The following is an 18,407-nucleotide window of genomic DNA, read 5'->3' as shown; positions in this document are numbered from 1 at the left end:
CCCCAGTCCCCAGTCCCCAGTCCTCAGTCCCCAGTCCCCAATTACTTATATCCCTGCCAAGGATTAACTTCCAATGTTCCGTTAGATTTGAATACTACTTGGAAGTGAGCTAGGGGGTCTTTGTTATTAGGAGCAGCAGTATTTGATCCGTATTCGGATTGGAACATCTGTGGTAATGGTGTTTCTCTAAAAAAGTCAAAGGCGACTTGATTGAGTGGTTCATAGTCAGCAATTACACCAATTTTGTTTACTGCTACCCGATATCTCAAATCTTTGTTAAAAGTGGGTGTAACGCTCCAATTTTGGCGAATTGTATTATAAAGCTTTTGGTTTAAATCTTTGACTGTATTTGCGTCAGTGATTTTTTCGCCGATTACCTCTGGTTTTCTCGCATATCCCAGCCAAGGACTAACTTCTAAGATGCCTTGTTTAGTAAAGACTACTCGGAATTGGGCGATGCGTTCGTTAGCAATATTACGGTTAGCAGGATTGTATAGTAGATTTGGCAGTGGGGTTTTGTCTACGGCTTCATTTGATCCTTTGTTGACAGCTTTATAACCGACGATACTGCCATCAGCAGCTACACCCAAACGATAGATTAAATTCTCTGTCAATTCAGAACGATTTTTCCAAGCTGGGTGAATTTGGTTATAAACCCGGCGATTCAATGCACGTAGCTGGGAAGGATCTGTAATCTCTGGAACTGAATTGAGAAGTGCTTCTAAATCTTTAATAACCGCTGCTGTCGGCGAGGGTGAGGATGTTGGTGTTGTAGTTGGTGTGGTTGTAGGTGTGGTTGTGGCTGTGGTTGTAGGTGAAGCTGTGGGTGTTGTGGTACTAGACTGTTCCTCTGGCTTTGGTTCTGGTGGACGTACTTGGGGAGGAGGAATTAGGCTGAAAGCGATCGCAGCTACTGCTAAAGTTGATAATCCTACAGTCGCTGGTACTGCTTGTTTTAATACCGCTTGACTAGCACCACCATAACGTCTGGTGACAGGTTGTAGTTCCAGTGATAATTCTGGTAAAGTTTGGGTGTCAGCAAAAAACTGATCTACCGCTTCAACTAAATCAAACAACTGCACAGTATTCAAATCAACTTGAATAAATGGCTGTTTAAGATCATTTGATTTAGACTCAAAACCTTCGGCAGGAATTTCTGAATGCACAATCAACTTATGTCGATTGCTATCAATTTTTTGCAACTCTACTAACTCTGACTCATGGTTATGTGCTTGGGGGTTGGGTACACTACTTAAAAATTCTTGAGCATAGGCACTTACTGCTCTCACCAAGCTTTCAAAAAATTCCCGCCCTCCGGCTATGGGCTGAGTATAACTAGATAAATAGCATTCTGCATTGACCAATATAGATAGCTCTGGGCGCAGTTCTTGAAAGTGTCCAGATAGTGTGACATCACTTAACCCTTCTAAGAGCAGCGTGCAATTAGGTAAACTGTATTTACGTTGAATATTCATTCTACTTCACCGTCAAAAAGAGAAATCCAGAACCGCTGCATTCCAGCTGTACCTGTGCAGAATAGTAATTTTCCTAATAAATCTATAGCCAGTTCATCTAATTTTTCATCAGAATCTAGGGTTAATAAAACAGACCGTCTGGAATTCATCCGGCTTTTAAAATGCGCTCTAAATCGTTCTAGGTAATTAGCTAGACGTAGATTTTGTTCTAGTGGAATCTGTTTTTCAGACAATTGCTGATATATCATTAGTAACTGACGGATGACAACTGTTAATCGTCGGGCTATGTAGCAAGCAATCACTACTAAAGCTTTCGCTTCTATGATACTTAACGGGCGGCGGATATGCGCTCTTCGTAAGGGATTAGAAGCTCTCATTCGCCATAAGTTTACCCGATTTTTAATAATTCCTGTCAGGTCTAACTCTTGGGCAAAAGCGAGGATAGCTTCAGAACCGCCAAGCTCTAAGGCTTCAATTGCCAGTAACATGAGGTCTATTTGCAAAGCAGTTCTTCGGGGGCATCCCTGTCCTGCGATCGCAGGATCTGGTAAAGTATCCAAAATCATGGGCATTGCCTCAGGAGTTGGACTATCAAACGGCGTTAAACTTGCGGAAACATTCATTCTCTAAAATACCTTGTGCGCTGCCAACAAACTGAGTGAAACAAAATTTAAGATAGATAGTCAAACCAGCACTTAGGCTGGTGATGACATGAACATCTCAATATATACAATACTTACTTTCGTTACTCAAATATTTCCCTATACTGTAATGAAAGTTTTAAACCATCAGATCACCTACTTGCTTAAGGTTTAGTAGCCAAGATACATCAGCTGGGATGAAATTTTAAGTTATTGTCAACAAGTGACGAAACACAAGCCTCAATCTCCAGCGTATGACATTATAGTGTACGATTTTCCAGGTATCTGGAATCGGGGATTGGGGACTAGGGACTGGGAACTCAAAAGTAGAGGCTAGAAAACACTCCTAACCAATTACCCATTACCAATTACCCATTACCAATTACCTAATCACTGTTTTATGGATTTAAAGTCTCTGATTCGTGACATACCAGATTTTCCTCAACCAGGAATTTTATTTAGGGATATTACCACCTTACTGCGTGATCCAGAGGGTTTGCGCTATACTATTGACCTTTTAACACAAAAATGTATTGAATCTGAATTTCAGATTGATTGTGTTGTGGGAATGGAGTCGCGGGGGTTCATTTTCGGCGCACCTTTAGCTTATAAATTAGGATCTGGTTTTATTCCTGTCCGCAAAAAAGGAAAGTTACCAGCGGCAGTTCATAGTATTGATTATGAACTAGAGTATGGTACAGACAGCTTGGAAGTACATCAGGATGCTTTACATCCAGGTAGTAGGGTTTTGATTGTAGACGATTTGATTGCTACGGGTGGAACTGCAAGCGCAACGGCTAAGTTGGTACAGAAGATTGGCTGCGAACTTGTGGGGTTTGGGTTTATTATCGAGCTACGGGATTTACAAGGGCGGAAACATCTGCCTGATGTGCCGATTATTTCCTTGGTTGAATATTGAAATGAGAAGGAGTCAGAATAAATTAGTGGAGGATTTAAACCCGTTTATACTCCTGCGAAGAAGCAAGCATTTGCACAGAATTGAATTCTGATTCCTGACTCCTGAATTCTTGATTGTTAATTATTGGTTTTCAATAAGTGATAACTGGCAAATTATGACATCTACGAAAATTTCCTTGGAGACAACTCGGAATGCACTAGTGAGACTAGTGACAAATGAGACATTTATTTATGTAATTAAAAGATTATTGCAAGCGCTATTAACTATTTTTTTAGCGTCGGCTTTGTCGTTTTTTATCATGAAGTTGTCACCAGGGGATTATGTAGATACACTGAGACAAAACCCCAAAATTTCACCAGAACGGATTGAGGAAATACGGCAACAATTTGGGTTAGATAAGTCTTGGCCAGAACAATTTGTATTTTGGTTAAAACAAATTATTACTCAGGGTGATTTTGGGACAAGTTTTGTTTACCAACGTTCTGTATCGTCGTTGTTATGGGAAAGAGTACCAGCGACGTTGTTGTTAGCGATCGCATCTTTAATTATAACTTGGGCGATCGCTATTCCCTTGGGTACACTCGCTGCTGTTAAGCAAAATCGCCCCACAGACAAGATTTTGCAGGTGTTAAGCTATGCTGGACAAGGATTCCCTAGTTTTATCACTGCCTTATTTCTATTATTCTTCGCCCAAATAACCACCCCATTATTCCCAGTGGGTAACATGACCAGCATCGATCACGCTGAACTCACAGGATTTGGTAAAATCTTAGATATTAGTTGGCATATGATTTTACCGTTAATTGCCCTAAGTATCACCAGTTTTGCCGGGTTACAACGCATCATGCGTGGTCAATTATTGGATGTATTGCGTCAAGATTATATCCAAACAGCACGCGCTAAAGGATTACCAGAAAACCGCGTTATTTATGTTCATGCGTTGCGGAATGCAATTAACCCCTTAATTACTTTATTAGGGTTTGAACTAGCAGGTTTATTAAGCGGTGCATTTATTACAGAAAACTTCTTCAATTGGCCAGGTTTAGGTAAATTAACTTTACAAGCCGTTTTAGCGAAAGATCAATATTTAGTCATGGCCAGCTTAGTAATGAGCGCAGTTTTATTGATTATCGGTAATTTAATTGCTGACTTAATGTTAAAAGCAGCAGATCCAAGAATCAAATTAGAAGATTTGAATTAGTAATCACCAATCACCAGAATTATGCTTTCTGAAGTTTATTATATTATTCGGTCAAGAACAGATGGCAAATATCTTACAGCGCGTGTTGATGATAACACATCAGGATATTTATTATTGTTTAAAGAAGATTTTGATGCTCTCAGTTATTTGAACACCCATGCAGCTGATTTAGCCAATCGTTTAGCTGTCGAATCAGTTACAGGTACACAAGTAGGAAGTTTAGTAAAACGGTGGGGTTTTGCTGGTACAGGAATTGTGAGTGATCCTTTATTACCTAAGATTGAATTTTTGCAGCATAGTTAATTTTTTAGGTAAACAAGGGAGCAATTAGTAAGAATGGAACGCAGATGATTTTGTACTTCATGAGACTAGTACAACACGGCGTAAATAAGATGACCATTAAAAGCTACGAAAGTTTGATTAATTACAAGGCTTAAAAATGGTTCATTCACTTACGCCGCACGGTACTAGGAAACGCTATATAAAACGTCTCTACTACAAAAATTAAATTGAAAATTGTTATTTCTTATCCTTCTGTTTTTTTAGATAATCTTTAGCCCAAGCATATCGTTTTGAATCTTTTCTCAAGAGATAATAAACTAGCTCATGACGCTGTTTTTCGTCCTTCGTCTTTTTCAAAACTGACTTAATTTCTGAATCAGTATCTCTTGGATTAGCACCACGTTTAATTGCTTCTTTAAACCAGTTATCACCTTCAAGATATTTACCTTGTTGATAACAAATAGCTCCCATTAATGTATAGGGATGATGACTATCTGGCTGAAACTTCATAGCTTGACGAGCGCAAGTTTCCGCAGCATCTAATTTATCAACATCTCTAAATGCTCCACCTCTAGTAGTTAATAAAGCTGACTTGAGTTTATTATCTGAAATCTGCTCTAGTAGTAAGTTATTTGTTAACTGTAATGCTAATTCTGGTTTATCTACTTTGCGTAAATGACTACTAGCATTTGCTAAATTCCATTTATTACTAGTGCGTTTAAACTCTTGTTGATAAAAATCTGCTTCGATACTGTGGTATTTAGTCCAGATCTTATCATAAAAAATGCCATTTTCTTGTAACCAAGCAACATCTTTAGGTTCTATTCTCTCAGCTTTTTCTAATTTTTGCAAAATAGCATACAAAGGACTATTTAATAATTTATTTTGATAATTTGAAAGATGATACTTTGATTTGAGTGCATCAAAATGTTTTGCTTCCATCAAAATGATAACATCTTGATAACCATTCGTTTTTAGCCAATCTATTTCCGTATCCTTCAATAATTTTAATGCCGCTACTTTTGACTGTAGCTTATCAGCATATTCGTCGTAAGCAATGTTAATAATATGCCCATATCCATTATTCTGTAACCATGTTATATTTGCATCTACGAAAAAATCTAAATCTCCTATTTTTGTTTTTAGGAAATCAACATATTTATCATTAGAAATTTTAAGTGTTTCCAGCAAATTACGCTTTTTGAGAAAATTAACATCTTGTTCTGCTAATAAAATACCTGAATCAATTATTTTTAGAACTTTATAAAGATGGCAGTTTGGTGATAAGTCCTCACATTTTGTCGCTTTATACTTAAACTTCAAAGCTGCAAATTCTCGTGTTTTTTCCTGTTCTTCAGCAATAGCAATAGTTTCAATTAGTTCTTGTTCCTTTAGCCAAGCAATTTCCGTATCAATTAGTTTTTCGTCTCCTGCTAATTTGTTGAGAATTGGATATAATGGGCTGGATACAGATTTATTTTCATATTTAGTAGCTTGATACTTTTCCTTTAACTCAATAAACTCATCTCTTCTTTGTGCTTCTTGTTTTTCAACAAACCCCAAAGTGTCTAAAAGTTGTTTATCTTGCAACCATTTATATTCTGACTCTGTTAAACGTTCTAGAATGTCTATTTTTTTGAGAATAGGGAAAAGTGGACTATCAGGAGAAGAATCTTGATATTGATTAGCTTTATATTTAGATTTGAGATTAAAAAATCTTCGAGTTTCAATAGCAATTGATTTTGTTTTGTTAAACCCGTGCGATATTAACCAATTAGATTCTTTCTCATTTAAAAAATCACCTGAGTCAATTTTACAGAGTATAAAATATAAAGGGCTTGCTGTCCATTCAATATTGGAGTTAATAACTTGATATTTTGACTTTAACTTTGTAAAATCTCCTCCTAATATTATCCTTTCTTTGCTTCTGTGCTTTTGTTCATTTCTAATAAATTCAACCGTTTTTGAAAGTTGTTCTGTTTGTAACCAAATATATTCTAAATCCTGAATTTCGACTCCTAAATCAGCCTTTCTGAGAATAAAATAAAGTGGACTAGAAGGAGAAGAATCTTCATAATTACTTGCTTGATATTTCTCTTTCAAAACAGCAAAATGTTTAACGCGGATTTCGTATTCTGGATTCATATTAACCATACCTACAATAACCATACCTACAATAAAATTCCTCCTCTCCGTGCCTCTGCGACTCTGCGTGAGACAAAAAAGATTACGGAAAAAAGAATGCTCTACTGTAACTACAATACTAAAAAAGGGTGTTCCAGAGAAACACCCCATCAATATTATTTAAAATTCCCAGCTAATACTATGACAAAGAAGAAACACCATAGAGGTTTTGATAATATGCTAAAATTTGCTTAACTCTTTCCTCGTTGGTATTTGGTGTCCACGAAATAGACAAACTACTAATTTGGCTTTGATTGTAATCAAATTGTGAAGATGTTTGGGGAATTAAATCCACTTCTACCCCTTCTACCTGACGCAAATGGGCTGCTATTTCCCGATATACAGCTAAAGGCAAATTAGCAAATTCAATTTTTTCCTGAGTCTGCTCCATAAAAATAATATAAAACCGGAAATATCCGGTAATTAAACTTTATTTTTGGTTTTTTAAACCCCGTGTACGGCACTCCCAAATGAGGGAGACACGGTTAAGCTAATCTGTTTTTTCAGATTGATAGCCGCATTTAATTCACCGTCAGGGTTTAGATGATCACAAAATTTTAAAGCAGTGTAACCATTGAAATAGGATTGCCAGCAGCAGCAGTCTTTGATGGATCAGAGTTGGCAGGTTTTTCTCCCACTGATTTAGCTACTTCAATACCGTATTGTTCCAAAATGACAACGGGATCAGAACCTCGGTTCATTTCAATGCGTTTAATCAAAACACCATTTGCCAAGCGTTGTCCACTTTGTACATAGCGACTCGTTGGTTCATCTGGTACTTTGATAATTGCCTGGGGTTGTTTACCAATTAAAATCACACCACTTACTAAAACCGCTCTTGCGGAATCTGGTTGTGGTTGGGGTGGTAATACAGGCACTATGGGTGCTTTGGTGATAACTTGAGGTTGCAACTTAGGCAGAACTGGGGCTGATATAGGTTTAGGCCTTGTTTGAATAGCAACTTTGCCATTAGGGTTGCCTTGTTGTCTTGCCTGTGCTGGATTGTTTGTTTGACCTGGAGTTCTATTTTGATTGGTTTGTGGTTGGATTGGAGTCGGTAAGGGAGGCAATTTAGGAACTGCTTTTGGGACTGAATTGCTAGACATTTGAGCCGCTGGATTTGCGACTATTTGGGCAAAGGGGTCAGTCCGCCCTTTTTGGATCTCCAGCAAACGTGGCTGGATTTGAGTTGATTGAATAATGCCACCATTAGCGATCGCATTTCGATTAGCTGGGGGAGGTATTACCGGATTGACAAAGGTTGAATCTGCCGGTGGTTTGGGCGCTGTCGCTTCAGAGGTTGGCGCGGGGTTAGCGGGGCTAGGAGTGTTAGTAGCTTCTGGTGTTTCGCCTGAAGTACATCCAGCGATCGCTAAAGTTAAAATAGCCGCAGTTGTAATTTGTGTTTTTATACCCATTAGCTGTTCTCGAAAGCTATAGGAAAGTTTACTTGTGGAAATCAACACGCCTAAAATTTAGTATTAAAGGCGAAGTCTGTTTCTTTATAACCTACATTTTGACATTTCGAGGGTTGTTTTTAACACTGTCATTCCAGCAAAACCACAGTTTAAGCTTCTTTGCAGTTAATCTTCTGCTGTACCCATGAGTTGTTTGAGCAAGTCCAGCCCTTTTTTGACTCTCCGGGAAACGGTAACAACACTAATACCCAAATGTTCAGCAACTTGTTTCTGTGTCAAATCCTGCAAAAATACGCACTCTACAACTTCACGAGTCCGGTTTTCTAGCTGTATTAGTGCTTGGTGCAGACGCATTTGGTCTTCTTGGGCTAGTTGAAAACTCCGGTAACGAGGATCTGGAACTAACTCACCTAAACAAGTAGCACCCTCTTCTCCATCCAACACAGGTACATCTAGGCTTAAAGGAGAGCGATTAACCCAGGCTAATTTAATTTCTTGCCATTCGCTGTGGGAAATTTCTAATCCTGCTGCTACTTCCGCGTCTGTAGGTTGGCGGTTGTATTTTTCACGTAAAGAACGGGAAACCCCAATTGCTTGCTGTTGTAGAGCCAACCACCGTCGGGGTATCCGCATAGTCACACCTTTATCTCTAAGGTAGTGTTGAATTTCCCCTCTAATATACGGAATGGCGTAAGAACTAAAAGCGTTTCCTTTAGAAAGTTCAAATTTTTCAATAGCTCTAATTAAACCCAAACAGCCAACCTGGAGCAAATCGTCATAGCTCTCTTGACATTGATTGATCCAGTAGTGAGCTTCTTTTCTCACTAGTCCAAAATTTAGTTTCACTAGTTGATTGCGGAGGCGTTCTGAGGGAGATGTCTGATACTCTCTCAACAACTGTGAAATTTCATGTTTCAGTTCGTTCGTGGCTGTGGTAGGCATGGCACATTGGGGATTCAATAAATGGTTAAGTTGAGTAATTGTTCTCAAACATGGCTGTAGCGTTTTGTATTAGCGATGCCTGCGGTAAGCAGAATATCGCCCTCTGTCCAGATCAACAATCCTCTGGCAAGAAACAGAAGTAACAATGTTTGGCGATTCAGTCATATCTAGGATGGGTTGAAAATTTAGTGTGATTTATAGCTGAATTGGTTTTTTGTTATTCTTCAATGAAATTTTGTATGTGGTGTATCGTATTAAATAATGAACCTCTAGAATCAAACTATACAATTCTGCCCTTAATGTCAAACCGAGATCGTACTTAATTTAGCAAATACAATATTATATTTACTTGTAAGTATCCATGCATCATCAGCATTGTTATTCTCAATCAGCAAAAGTTATTTCTCTGTAATAGTACGTAATTCATTCCATTCAATTTATTGAATTTTTAAACAATTCTAGTTAATTTATGTTGATTTACTGAGGAAACTAGAGGTGTTGGGAAGCAGATGGGAGTTTTTGTCTCCGTTAAAAAACCCAACTGTCCTCTGAAAAAAGGAGGGCAATTGGGTTAAATTTTATAATGTTAACTCTTGTAATCAAGAGAATTTAGCCGCGATTTTCAACTCGACCGTAGAATAAACCACGAATCTTCACTTCTTTGGGTTCACCAGCACCTAAATCTGTATCAGAGGGCTGTTCACTCACGAAAGTACCAGCGATTTCGCCAGTAGAGCTATCTATTTTGGCGACTTGTAGAGAAATTTTGCCACTGAGGATTTCCGCACGCTTAACGTTAGTGCGGGTCAAATCGTCAGCATCCGCTTGGGCGGGGAGAGCCACAGCATTATCATATCCAGAAACGACACCACGACCTTTGGGATCTAGGAAAGCTGCACCACGATAAGAAGGAACCTTGAAAGTGCCTTCAAAGTCCGTCGAAGTGTTAATACTGGTCAAATTGGGTTGTGTTTGTGCAACCAAGTCTTTGATTGTAAACAAGAAAGGAACCAGTTCACCACCAGGAAGTTTGACAGTGATAGCTTGGAAGTCAAGACCATCTGTTTCTACAAAGGTGAGACTATTATCTGGGTTGATTTTGATGTCACCTTGTACTTGGTCAATGGTGGAGGTATATCTAGTTAACAATTTGCCCGGTACAAATTCTGCTTCTTGTCGTTTGTTAGCAGGTTCTTCTTTGACCAAGTAACTAGTTGGTTCTAAGCACAGTTCTTTAATGGTGTAGGACTGGCTGGTATCCAGAGGAATCGAACCACGGCTTGTTTCTGACAGTTGGGGGCATTTGTTCGCCAAGCCAGTGCCGCGAATTTGTTCGTAAGTAAGTAAATCTCTGGTGCTAGAGGAGGGAGCGTCACTGCAAGCAGTGATTAGCCCTAAGCATAAAGCCAAGAATGCAATAATTAAAGCGCGATACCTCATGGTCAACCTCAATGTGAAAATTAATATCTAAAGTTGTCAACTCAGCCAGATCATACGATTTTTTTTAACTCAAAATCAAAGCACTCTAATTGGAAGTAATAATTTATCGATCCCATTTAGTTGCAGTAGAGGTTGTGCTACACTTCATTGCTTTGTTTTAGAAGCGATCGCTTTCCTTTGGCACGTTTGCTGGATGCTCTATAAAATCGCTAGTGTCGCCGTTCCTCCACTGTCTAAAAGCCAAGTGGCTTCTCGGCTTTCCGCTTGATTCTGTGATCTGAACCAGAACTCTCAACGCAGGGCTTTCACTTTCGGTCTAGAGTGGCAGCTGACTAAATTAAGACCGACAAACAATAGAAAACCCAAAATCTTGGGTAAATTTGAGTTTACCTTGTATACATGGAGAGATTTGCATGAGCAACAATAAGAATTCTGAATCAGAGCAATTTACCGAGAAATTACAGGTAATTACCGCTGCTGTGCAAGATTCAGCCCAAGCTTGTCAAGGAGATGTTACTGCACTGTTAGCTTTGCTGCGACAGTTAGAAAAGCTACATAGAGAGATTCGTGATGGCATTTTTCAAGATAGTTTGCCTGATAACCGTCAAAGACTTTACTCTCTTCTCAAAGATATTGAGTCGGAAGGTGGTTGGCCTTATATTGAACGGATGCGACTACAAGCATTTTTACTGAAAATTGAGGAAGAAAATCCTGTGATTTAAAACACTGAGAACCCGCAGGATAGGGATAAATCCTGGGAATGGTAAATTAAAAATCAGTTTTGAGGTGGAAGTTACTAAACTTATGGCTACAATCAACTCTCAAGGGAATGCTTGAGGTTGATGCCATCATTAAGGCGATGACTGCGGTGTCACCCTCCAAGGAAGCAAGACGGTAGCATCTCGTAGAGAAAATAACGAAGTGAACGGACAAAAGCTCTCTGGGCATCTAACGAAACAGCGCTCCGCGCAATCGCACAATCATGATGATTATGAGAATGCCATTAAGCATTGCCTAAACCTGATAGAGTATCAAAGGTTTCCAGATATTTTCTCAATAAAATTCTCAATAAAATTAGTTGATCAGCCGAGCGCATCTAAACGAATTGGACTGAAACCAGAAAGGGGTTTTAATGGCCGGTATAGTCTCAGTTTCCCGTAAGGATTTAGCCCAGCGCCGTCAAAAATTACGTCGGCAGCGGCGGATGAAAATTATCCAAACCATCTGGCGAACATTAGCCGCTAGTGGTCTAGCAGGTGGATTGCTCTGGGTAACAATCCAGCCCATGTGGGTGTTAAAAGCTCCTACACAAATAGTTATGACATCAGGTAAGCAATTATTGACGGAGCAGAAAATTCAGTCACTTTTAGCCCTATCCTACCCCCAATCTTTATGGCGACTTGAACCGTCTGCAATTGCCGAAACTTTGAAGCAACAACCAGCGATCGCACAAGCAACTGTCAGCCGTCGTTTATTTCCTCCTGGGTTGATGATCGAAATTCAGGAAAGATTGCCAGTAGCAATGACTTACACCTTCCCAGGACAAAGAACAACCAGTTGCGATCCTCAGTCTAGAACTTCGGGAAAATCGGACGAAATCCCACCACAACCATGTCTGCAAAATAGCAGTAAGCAGAACCAACAAGGTGATGTGGGTTTACTAGATGCCACTGGTGTTTGGATGCCTTTGGAAAAATACACTTCACTTAATCCCACTGCCAAATTGCCTAGTCTCAAAGTTATTGGTTTACCAGAACAATACCGTCCCTATTGGACTCAACTTTATCAAGCTGTCAGTCAAAGTTCTGTGAAGGTAACAGAAATTGATTGTCAAGATCCCACAAATTTGATTTTGAAAACAGAACTAGGAAATGTACATTTCGGTCTTCCCAATGCCCAATTATCTGAAAAAATCAAAGTCCTTGTTCAAATGCAGCATTTACCTACAAAATTCAATCCTGGACAAATAGCTTACATTGATCTCAAAAATCCTGACTACCCATTAGTACAAGTGAACCAAAAAACGAAAATCAATCCCCAAAATCCCTAAGTAGCTTTAGTGCAAGGAGGCATAAGGTAGGAGCAAAGAAAGCAAGTTTTATCAGCTTTTTAAACTTTTTTCACTGGATAGTTATTTTCGCCATCCTGCACTAGACCATGTGATTGAGCAACTACTATTTAGAAATCAACTACTTTTCTATACCTAAAGATATTTGTTATTTTCACAGTCCGCGCCACCGAAACAAAAATTGGTATTAAATTTTGATAAAAATAGCAGGATAAATGATAGACAAACGTTGGAGAGTAACAGATACTCAATTGATACCATCTGATTAACGCAGATCATCTGTCCTATCGTCTATCCTGACAACTCTTTTGGTCTGCTGATCATTTTGAGTGTGGAGTTGCTTTTCCTCTGCTAAGGTGTATAACAACTACTTTATAATCTTTAGTAAATCAACTCTAAAATCAGATAGAATAGCTTTTTTACGTATTTTAATTAGTACCGGGGGTAAAGATATACATTCATTTCACGAAAGAAAATTTAGTAATTAACTAAGAAAGATGCAACGAAAGTTGTAAAATTGATTACTAATAAAAAATTTTAGTAGAAACACTGGGAGGATATTGAGCAGACTAAGGACATACCGGGACGAAAATCAGCAACATAGCAGTCAACTGCTTACACTGTAACTATTTTCAGGTTAGTGTAGGCTTGCAAGAATTACCTTGCTCTGGTAAAAGATGACTAGCCCTGTCGGATTTAGTTGAAAAATATTTCTAGATCAAGTTATATAGATTGATCTTCTGACAATGTAGTTATACTTCTCTAAAAATTAGTTGCACGATGGCTACGCCGTCCGCAGCATAGCTTGCTCCTGTGAGAAAGCTTTTCATGTAAAGAGCATTGCTGATTTTAGCAAATCTCTTGTGCTTAAAGCTTTTCCCATAGCTAATTATCGCACTTCCAATCCGATTCGGTTTGGCAGCAGTGGGAACAATAAAAACATTTCCAGAGATTGTGGCAGTATGAAACCATAGTTGACTCTTAGGTGAATAACACCGGAAAAAGTCGTTTATCTACCTCTTTATAAATCCAATGACACTTGATAATAACCAAGAACTTACCTATAAAAATGCCCAAGCTATGGGACAACCAGGATTATCTTTAGCAGTTAACTCCAACAATCCCTTTAATAGCGCTGGGCTGAACTTCGGACAAAATCATGATAGTAGGAAGATGACGGAAAATAACCGCATTGGTGAAATTGTTCCCGGCCGAGTTGCCAATATTAAAGTGATTGGTGTGGGTGGTGGCGGCGGCAATGCTGTTAACCGCATGATAGAGTCTGATGTCTCTGGGGTGGAGTTTTGGTCAATTAATACCGATGCCCAAGCTCTTACCTTAGCGGGCGCTCCTAGTCGGTTACAAATTGGACAAAAGCTAACAAGGGGTTTAGGTGCAGGGGGTAATCCTGCCATTGGTCAAAAGGCGGCAGAAGAATCTCGTGATGAGATTGCTACGGCTTTAGAAGGTGCGGATTTAGTATTTATTACTGCCGGTATGGGGGGCGGAACTGGTACTGGTGCAGCTCCAATTGTCGCCGAAATAGCTAAAGAAATGGGCGCTCTAACTGTGGGTGTAGTTACCCGGCCATTTGTGTTCGAGGGACGAAGACGCACCAGCCAAGCAGAGCAAGGGGTAGAAGGATTAAAAAGTCGAGTTGATACCCTGATCATTATCCCCAACAACAAGCTGTTAGAGGTGATTCCTGAACAAACACCTGTACAAGAAGCATTTCGCTACGCGGATGATGTGTTGCGTCAAGGGGTACAAGGTATTTCTGATATCATTACGATTCCTGGTTTGGTTAACGTTGACTTTGCCGATGTCCGGGCAGTAATGGCAGATGCAGGATCGGCTCTAATGGGGATTGGTGTTAGTTCTGGCAAATCTAGAGCTAGAGAAGCTGCGATCGCAGCAATTTCCTCTCCATTGCTAGAATGTTCTATTGAAGGAGCTAGAGGAGTTGTCTTCAATATCACTGGTGGTAGCGACTTGACGTTACATGAGGTGAATGCTGCGGCGGAAACAATCTATGAAGTGGTTGATCCCAATGCCAATATTATTTTTGGAGCAGTAATTGATGACAGACTCCAAGGAGAAGTGAGAATTACCGTTATTGCTACTGGTTTTACTGGTGAAATCCAAGCCACGGCACAACAAACTGTAGCTAACACCAGGGTAGTAACTCCTACCACAACTTCCAGGAAACCTGCACCACAACCAACTGTAAATCAACCCAACCCAACTCCCGAACCGAAAGAAAAACCCTCGTTAGATATTCCTGATTTTCTTCAAAGACGGAGGACTCCACCCAAAAATTAAGTGATTGTAGATTTGAGATTTTAGATTAAATTTGCAGTCTCAGTTTCGACTGAGTACTGTATACGATTTCTGGGTTAGTTTTAGGGTTTATTTCACTAGGATAGGGGTAAGCAATTTGGTTGCTACCCCAAGCTTTATTGGATTTGTTTTGTTTGCAGTGAATGCTCCAGCCATTGAATGACCTGATGACCAAGACGAGTGCCATCTAAACGGTCAATTTCCCGAATTCCTGTCGGACTGGTGACATTGACTTCTGTTAAATAGCCACCAATCACGTCAATACCGACAAAAATTAAGCCGTCTTGACGTAGTTTATCGGCTACAAGGGCGCAAATTTCCTGCTCTCTGGGGGTAATTTCGGTTTGAGCGACTGTACCGCCTGTGGCCATATTATTGCGAAAATCACTACCACTGGAAAGGCGGTTAAGCGCCCCAATCGGTTCACCATTGAGCAAGATAATCCGTTTATCTCCCTCCTTCGCTGCTGGTAAATAGTTTTGTACCATGACTGGGACTCGACCTTGGAGGGTACTGAGTTCAACAATAGAGTTAAAATTGCGATCGCCTGATTGCAAAAATAAAATACCCTCCCCAGCTTTATTTCCCAGTGGTTTGAGAACTGTTGCTCCCTTGGCTTCTACAAATTGGCGAATAACTTGTTTGTTAGCACTGACAATTGTTTCGGGAATACATTCGGTAAATTGAAGTGCATACATTTTTTCATTTGCACTGCGGATACCATTGGGACTGTTAACCACTAAAGTTTTATTTTGGTCAATATAATCCAAAATGTAGGTCGCATAGAGATAGGAATCATTCACAGGTGGATCTGTCCGCATGAAAACAGCATCCATTGATTCCAAGGGAGTTAAGATGCTAGGATCTAACTTATACCAAGAACTCGCTGCTACCCAACGTCCCTCGACCAATTCTATTGGTACAAGTTCTACCCGCTGTAGAACAGCCCAAGCCTTGCTATCCACAACATTCAGTAAATTGGCTTGAGTTATCCACACCTCATGACCGAGAATTTGCGCTGCTTCCATGAGCGCAACACTTGTATCATGGCATGGGTCAAGTTGATGGATGGGATCAATAATAAAAGCCAGTTTCACCCTTTATACCTCAATCACTAAATTTTGCGTAACTGCATCTACCCCGCAGTTAGCAAATCATCCAATTTGCCTTGATTCTCTAAAGCATAAATATCATCACAACCACCAATGTGATCATCATTAATAAAAATTTGGGGTACAGAACGTCTGCCATTTGCTTTCTCAGCCATTATCGTTCTTGCGGCTTCATCTCCATCAACAGAGTATTCAATAAAATCAACACCCTTATTTTTCAGTAAGTTTTTAGCCCGTATACAAAACGGACAGGTAGCCCAAGTGTAAATTTCTACTTTTGCAGTCATAAACTTCTCAATTTAATCAAATACTCTTTAATTTTAGACCGTTACCACTGAGAGTGAGAAGACGTTGAGGTGAGAGGAAAACTCCATAATTCATCATTAAACCTGAGTAGATCAGTCATAATCAACTTCCCCACCCAGGTTTAAGGCTGATGAAACTTAGGTAAAACTATTTACCCATCATCAACGGCATATGCAATTAACTGGGATAGGCGATAGCGGAGGTTCTCTAAACCTAAACGCTGACTAGCGGAGATAAATATTGCTAGAGGAAACTCTTCTTTAGCTAAAGCTAGTGCCTCGCTACTAACTTGGTCAATTTTGTTAAAAGCAACCAACGCCGGGCCGGGAGTTATGGGCATTTGGGCGAGAATTTCCCTAACTGCGCGAATATGACTCAACCAGGCAGGATGGGACAAATCCACTAAGTGTAATAGGGCATCAGCTTCTGTAACTTCCTCTAAAGTGGCGCGAAAGGCATCCATTAAGGAGGGTGGTAATTTATGAATAAACCCTACTGTATCTGTAATGAGGGTTTCTTGGGGTTCATTGGTATCCGCATTAGGAATAATTAAGCGGCGTGTGGTGGGGTCGAGGGTGGCAAAAAGTTGGTCGGCTGCGTAAACTTCGGCATTAGTGAGGGCGTTGAGCAAGGTAGACTTGCCAGCGTTTGTATAACCCACAACAGCAACAGAAGGAACTTGCCGATGTTGTCGTCTTTGACGTAACCGACAACGATGTGCTTGCAACTGGTTAACTTCTTGTTGTAGTCGGGATATCCGCTTTTGAATAGCCCGTTTTTCTGTTTCTAGTTTTGTTTCACCAGGACCCCGTGTCCCAATCCCACCCCCTAGTCGGGACATGGATTTACCCCGACCGGTGAGTCGTGGCAGCATATATTCTAGCTGTGCTAGTTCTACTTGTAATTTACCAGCACCAGATTGGGCGCGTTGGGCAAAGATATCTAAAATTACTTCTGTACGGTCAATGACTCTAACACCAATTTGTGCTTCTAGGTTGCGGATTTGAGCCGGTGAGAGGTCGCGGTCAAAGACGACAAGGTTAGCGCCTAAGGTTTGGGCTGTGAGGGCGACTTCTTGGACTTTACCTTCACCAATGACGGTTTGGGGATGAATGCGCGATCGCTTTTGTTGTAGTATTTGCAAAACATCTCCACCCGCTGTATCCACTAACCGCACTAATTCGGCGATGGTGTCCTGGAATTGTTGACCAGTGGTACTATCAGTGATTACGCCCACAATCACAACCCGATCATGATCTGCGTCTACTTCCTGAGCAGTATATTCCCTACTAAATTCCTCTTCTAGACTTTCTACCAAGTCCAGAAAATCTTGTTCAGCGATCGCATCTAAACTCAAAGGTGGCGATATGCTGGAATAGGAAGTTGAGTCTGGGGTGCTAATTCCCGCAGACTGAGTTAAAACTAGCTGTTTGCTACTAGCTACTAAATGAGCTAAATAAGCTTCTTTCACATATCCAGTCGCCCCACCACCCCGTTTTGTAAATCCCGTACCAGTAATATTCAACACTACCAGAGCATCCAATCGCTGTAGTGCCATTGCCGTCAATGCCGATTCATTCGGTGGTTCTGGCTTGAGATGGGTGGCTATACAACGAATACCACTCAGACGTTCTGCACCGTAACGAGGCAGTTCTAGCGGTGGAATTTGGGTTTGACGCGGAGTGCCTACCCCTACTCGGATGACTTGTCCGCGACGGTTGAGGTAGGCACATACAGGTTGATTTAGTTCTGTGCTAATTGCTGCCAGACGTTGGGCGAACTCAGATGTTGTAATGCGATCGCCCGATATACGCTGGTGGTACAGCCTCTGTAGTTGTTTCAGATGGCTGGACTTCAAACCTTGAAGATTACCGAAGATAGTCTCTATAGACGTATATGACCAGTTAACTGGCCCCCCCTAATTGTTCTATTGTCTATTTTACAACAAGCTTTGGGTTGCACGCTCTATCTTGTGAGGGAGGAAGGTTTTGTCCAGGTTTCCCAAATAGATAGGTTCGCCTAAAATATACTAAAAACGGGTTAAAAGTGTCATTCTGTAGCTTGCTTCCCGTAGGGTAC

The 18,407-nt window shown here is 40.3% G+C and carries 16 protein-coding genes; 6 read left to right on the top strand and 10 right to left on the bottom strand.

Going from position 1 to position 18,407, the window contains the following annotated elements:
- Nucleotides 1-41 precede the first annotated feature (41 nt).
- Together VB713_RS19240 and VB713_RS19235 are read right to left on the bottom strand one after the other, a co-directional pair.
- Nucleotides 42-1,475: a DUF4335 domain-containing protein gene (locus tag VB713_RS19240; protein WP_323313118.1), complete on the bottom strand. Its 1,434-nt coding sequence runs from the start codon at nucleotides 1,473-1,475 to the stop codon at nucleotides 42-44.
- Nucleotides 1,472-2,098: a DUF3038 domain-containing protein gene (locus VB713_RS19235; protein WP_323313117.1), complete on the bottom strand. Its 627-nt coding sequence runs from the start codon at nucleotides 2,096-2,098 to the stop codon at nucleotides 1,472-1,474. Before VB713_RS19235 ends, VB713_RS19240 begins: the two co-directional genes overlap by 4 nt.
- A gap of 418 nt (nucleotides 2,099-2,516) precedes the next feature.
- On the opposite strand from VB713_RS19235, the gene VB713_RS19230 reads away from it, so the two are divergent.
- From VB713_RS19230 to VB713_RS19220, 3 genes are all read left to right on the top strand, one after another.
- The gene (locus tag VB713_RS19230; RefSeq protein WP_323313116.1) at nucleotides 2,517-3,035 is read left to right on the top strand and encodes an adenine phosphoribosyltransferase; all 519 of its coding nucleotides are present in this window, start codon (nucleotides 2,517-2,519) and stop codon (nucleotides 3,033-3,035) included.
- A 154-nt stretch (nucleotides 3,036-3,189) separates the two neighbouring features.
- Nucleotides 3,190-4,236 carry an ABC transporter permease gene (locus VB713_RS19225; RefSeq protein ID WP_323313115.1) on the top strand — a complete coding sequence of 349 codons (1,047 nt, stop codon included), beginning with the start codon at nucleotides 3,190-3,192 and terminating at the stop codon, nucleotides 4,234-4,236.
- Nucleotides 4,237-4,257: 21 nt separating this feature from the next.
- On the top strand, nucleotides 4,258-4,539 hold the full coding sequence (locus tag VB713_RS19220; protein ID WP_323313114.1) for a hypothetical protein: 282 nt from the start codon (nucleotides 4,258-4,260) through the stop codon (nucleotides 4,537-4,539).
- A 216-nt stretch (nucleotides 4,540-4,755) separates the two neighbouring features.
- Here VB713_RS19220 and VB713_RS19215 read toward each other — a convergent pair whose 3' ends face one another.
- The 5 genes from VB713_RS19215 to VB713_RS19195 all read right to left on the bottom strand — a co-directional run bounded on the left by VB713_RS19215 (nucleotide 4,756) and on the right by VB713_RS19195 (nucleotide 10,502).
- Nucleotides 4,756-6,687, bottom strand: coding sequence for a hypothetical protein (locus VB713_RS19215; RefSeq protein WP_323313113.1), 1,932 nt, complete (start codon nucleotides 6,685-6,687; stop codon nucleotides 4,756-4,758).
- 154 nt (nucleotides 6,688-6,841) lie between these two features.
- The gene (locus VB713_RS19210; RefSeq protein WP_323313112.1) at nucleotides 6,842-7,093 is read right to left on the bottom strand and encodes a hypothetical protein; all 252 of its coding nucleotides are present in this window, start codon (nucleotides 7,091-7,093) and stop codon (nucleotides 6,842-6,844) included.
- Between the two features lie 166 nt (nucleotides 7,094-7,259).
- Nucleotides 7,260-8,120 (bottom strand): hypothetical protein, encoded by an 861-nt coding sequence (locus tag VB713_RS19205; protein WP_323313111.1) that lies wholly within the window; start codon nucleotides 8,118-8,120, stop codon nucleotides 7,260-7,262.
- Between the two features lie 165 nt (nucleotides 8,121-8,285).
- Nucleotides 8,286-9,062, bottom strand: a complete 777-nt coding sequence (locus tag VB713_RS19200) for an RNA polymerase sigma factor SigF (protein ID WP_323313164.1) — start codon at nucleotides 9,060-9,062, stop codon at nucleotides 8,286-8,288.
- Nucleotides 9,063-9,671: 609 nt separating this feature from the next.
- Nucleotides 9,672-10,502, bottom strand: a complete 831-nt coding sequence (locus VB713_RS19195) for a photosystem II manganese-stabilizing polypeptide (protein ID WP_323313110.1) — start codon at nucleotides 10,500-10,502, stop codon at nucleotides 9,672-9,674.
- Between the two features lie 413 nt (nucleotides 10,503-10,915).
- Between VB713_RS19195 and VB713_RS19190 the strand changes: the two genes are divergently transcribed.
- The 3 genes from VB713_RS19190 (at nucleotide 10,916) to ftsZ (ending at nucleotide 14,892) form a co-directional block, all read left to right on the top strand.
- Nucleotides 10,916-11,224, top strand: coding sequence for a hypothetical protein (locus tag VB713_RS19190; RefSeq protein ID WP_323313109.1), 309 nt, complete (start codon nucleotides 10,916-10,918; stop codon nucleotides 11,222-11,224).
- A 410-nt stretch (nucleotides 11,225-11,634) separates the two neighbouring features.
- Entirely contained in the window at nucleotides 11,635-12,552 is a 918-nt protein-coding gene (locus tag VB713_RS19185; protein WP_323313108.1) for a cell division protein FtsQ/DivIB, read from the top strand.
- A gap of 1,050 nt (nucleotides 12,553-13,602) precedes the next feature.
- Nucleotides 13,603-14,892 (top strand): cell division protein FtsZ, encoded by a 1,290-nt coding sequence (gene ftsZ / locus VB713_RS19180; RefSeq protein WP_323313107.1) that lies wholly within the window; start codon nucleotides 13,603-13,605, stop codon nucleotides 14,890-14,892.
- Between the two features lie 134 nt (nucleotides 14,893-15,026).
- On the opposite strand, the gene gshB is transcribed toward ftsZ, so the two are convergent.
- The 3 genes from gshB to hflX all read right to left on the bottom strand — a co-directional run bounded on the left by gshB (nucleotide 15,027) and on the right by hflX (nucleotide 18,216).
- Nucleotides 15,027-16,007 carry a glutathione synthase gene (gene gshB / locus VB713_RS19175; RefSeq protein ID WP_323313106.1) on the bottom strand — a complete coding sequence of 327 codons (981 nt, stop codon included), beginning with the start codon at nucleotides 16,005-16,007 and terminating at the stop codon, nucleotides 15,027-15,029.
- Between the two features lie 38 nt (nucleotides 16,008-16,045).
- Entirely contained in the window at nucleotides 16,046-16,309 is a 264-nt protein-coding gene (gene grxC, locus VB713_RS19170; RefSeq protein ID WP_323313105.1) for a glutaredoxin 3, read from the bottom strand.
- Nucleotides 16,310-16,479: 170 nt separating this feature from the next.
- Nucleotides 16,480-18,216: a GTPase HflX gene (gene hflX, locus VB713_RS19165; protein WP_323313163.1), complete on the bottom strand. Its 1,737-nt coding sequence runs from the start codon at nucleotides 18,214-18,216 to the stop codon at nucleotides 16,480-16,482.
- Nucleotides 18,217-18,407: the final 191 nt, after the last annotated feature.

The sequence above is a fragment of the Anabaena cylindrica UHCC 0172 genome (genome assembly GCF_034931625.1).
GTDB lineage: Bacteria > Cyanobacteriota > Cyanobacteriia > Cyanobacteriales > Nostocaceae > Anabaena > Anabaena cylindrica_A.
This window is presented reverse-complemented; position numbering and strand designations above follow the sequence as displayed.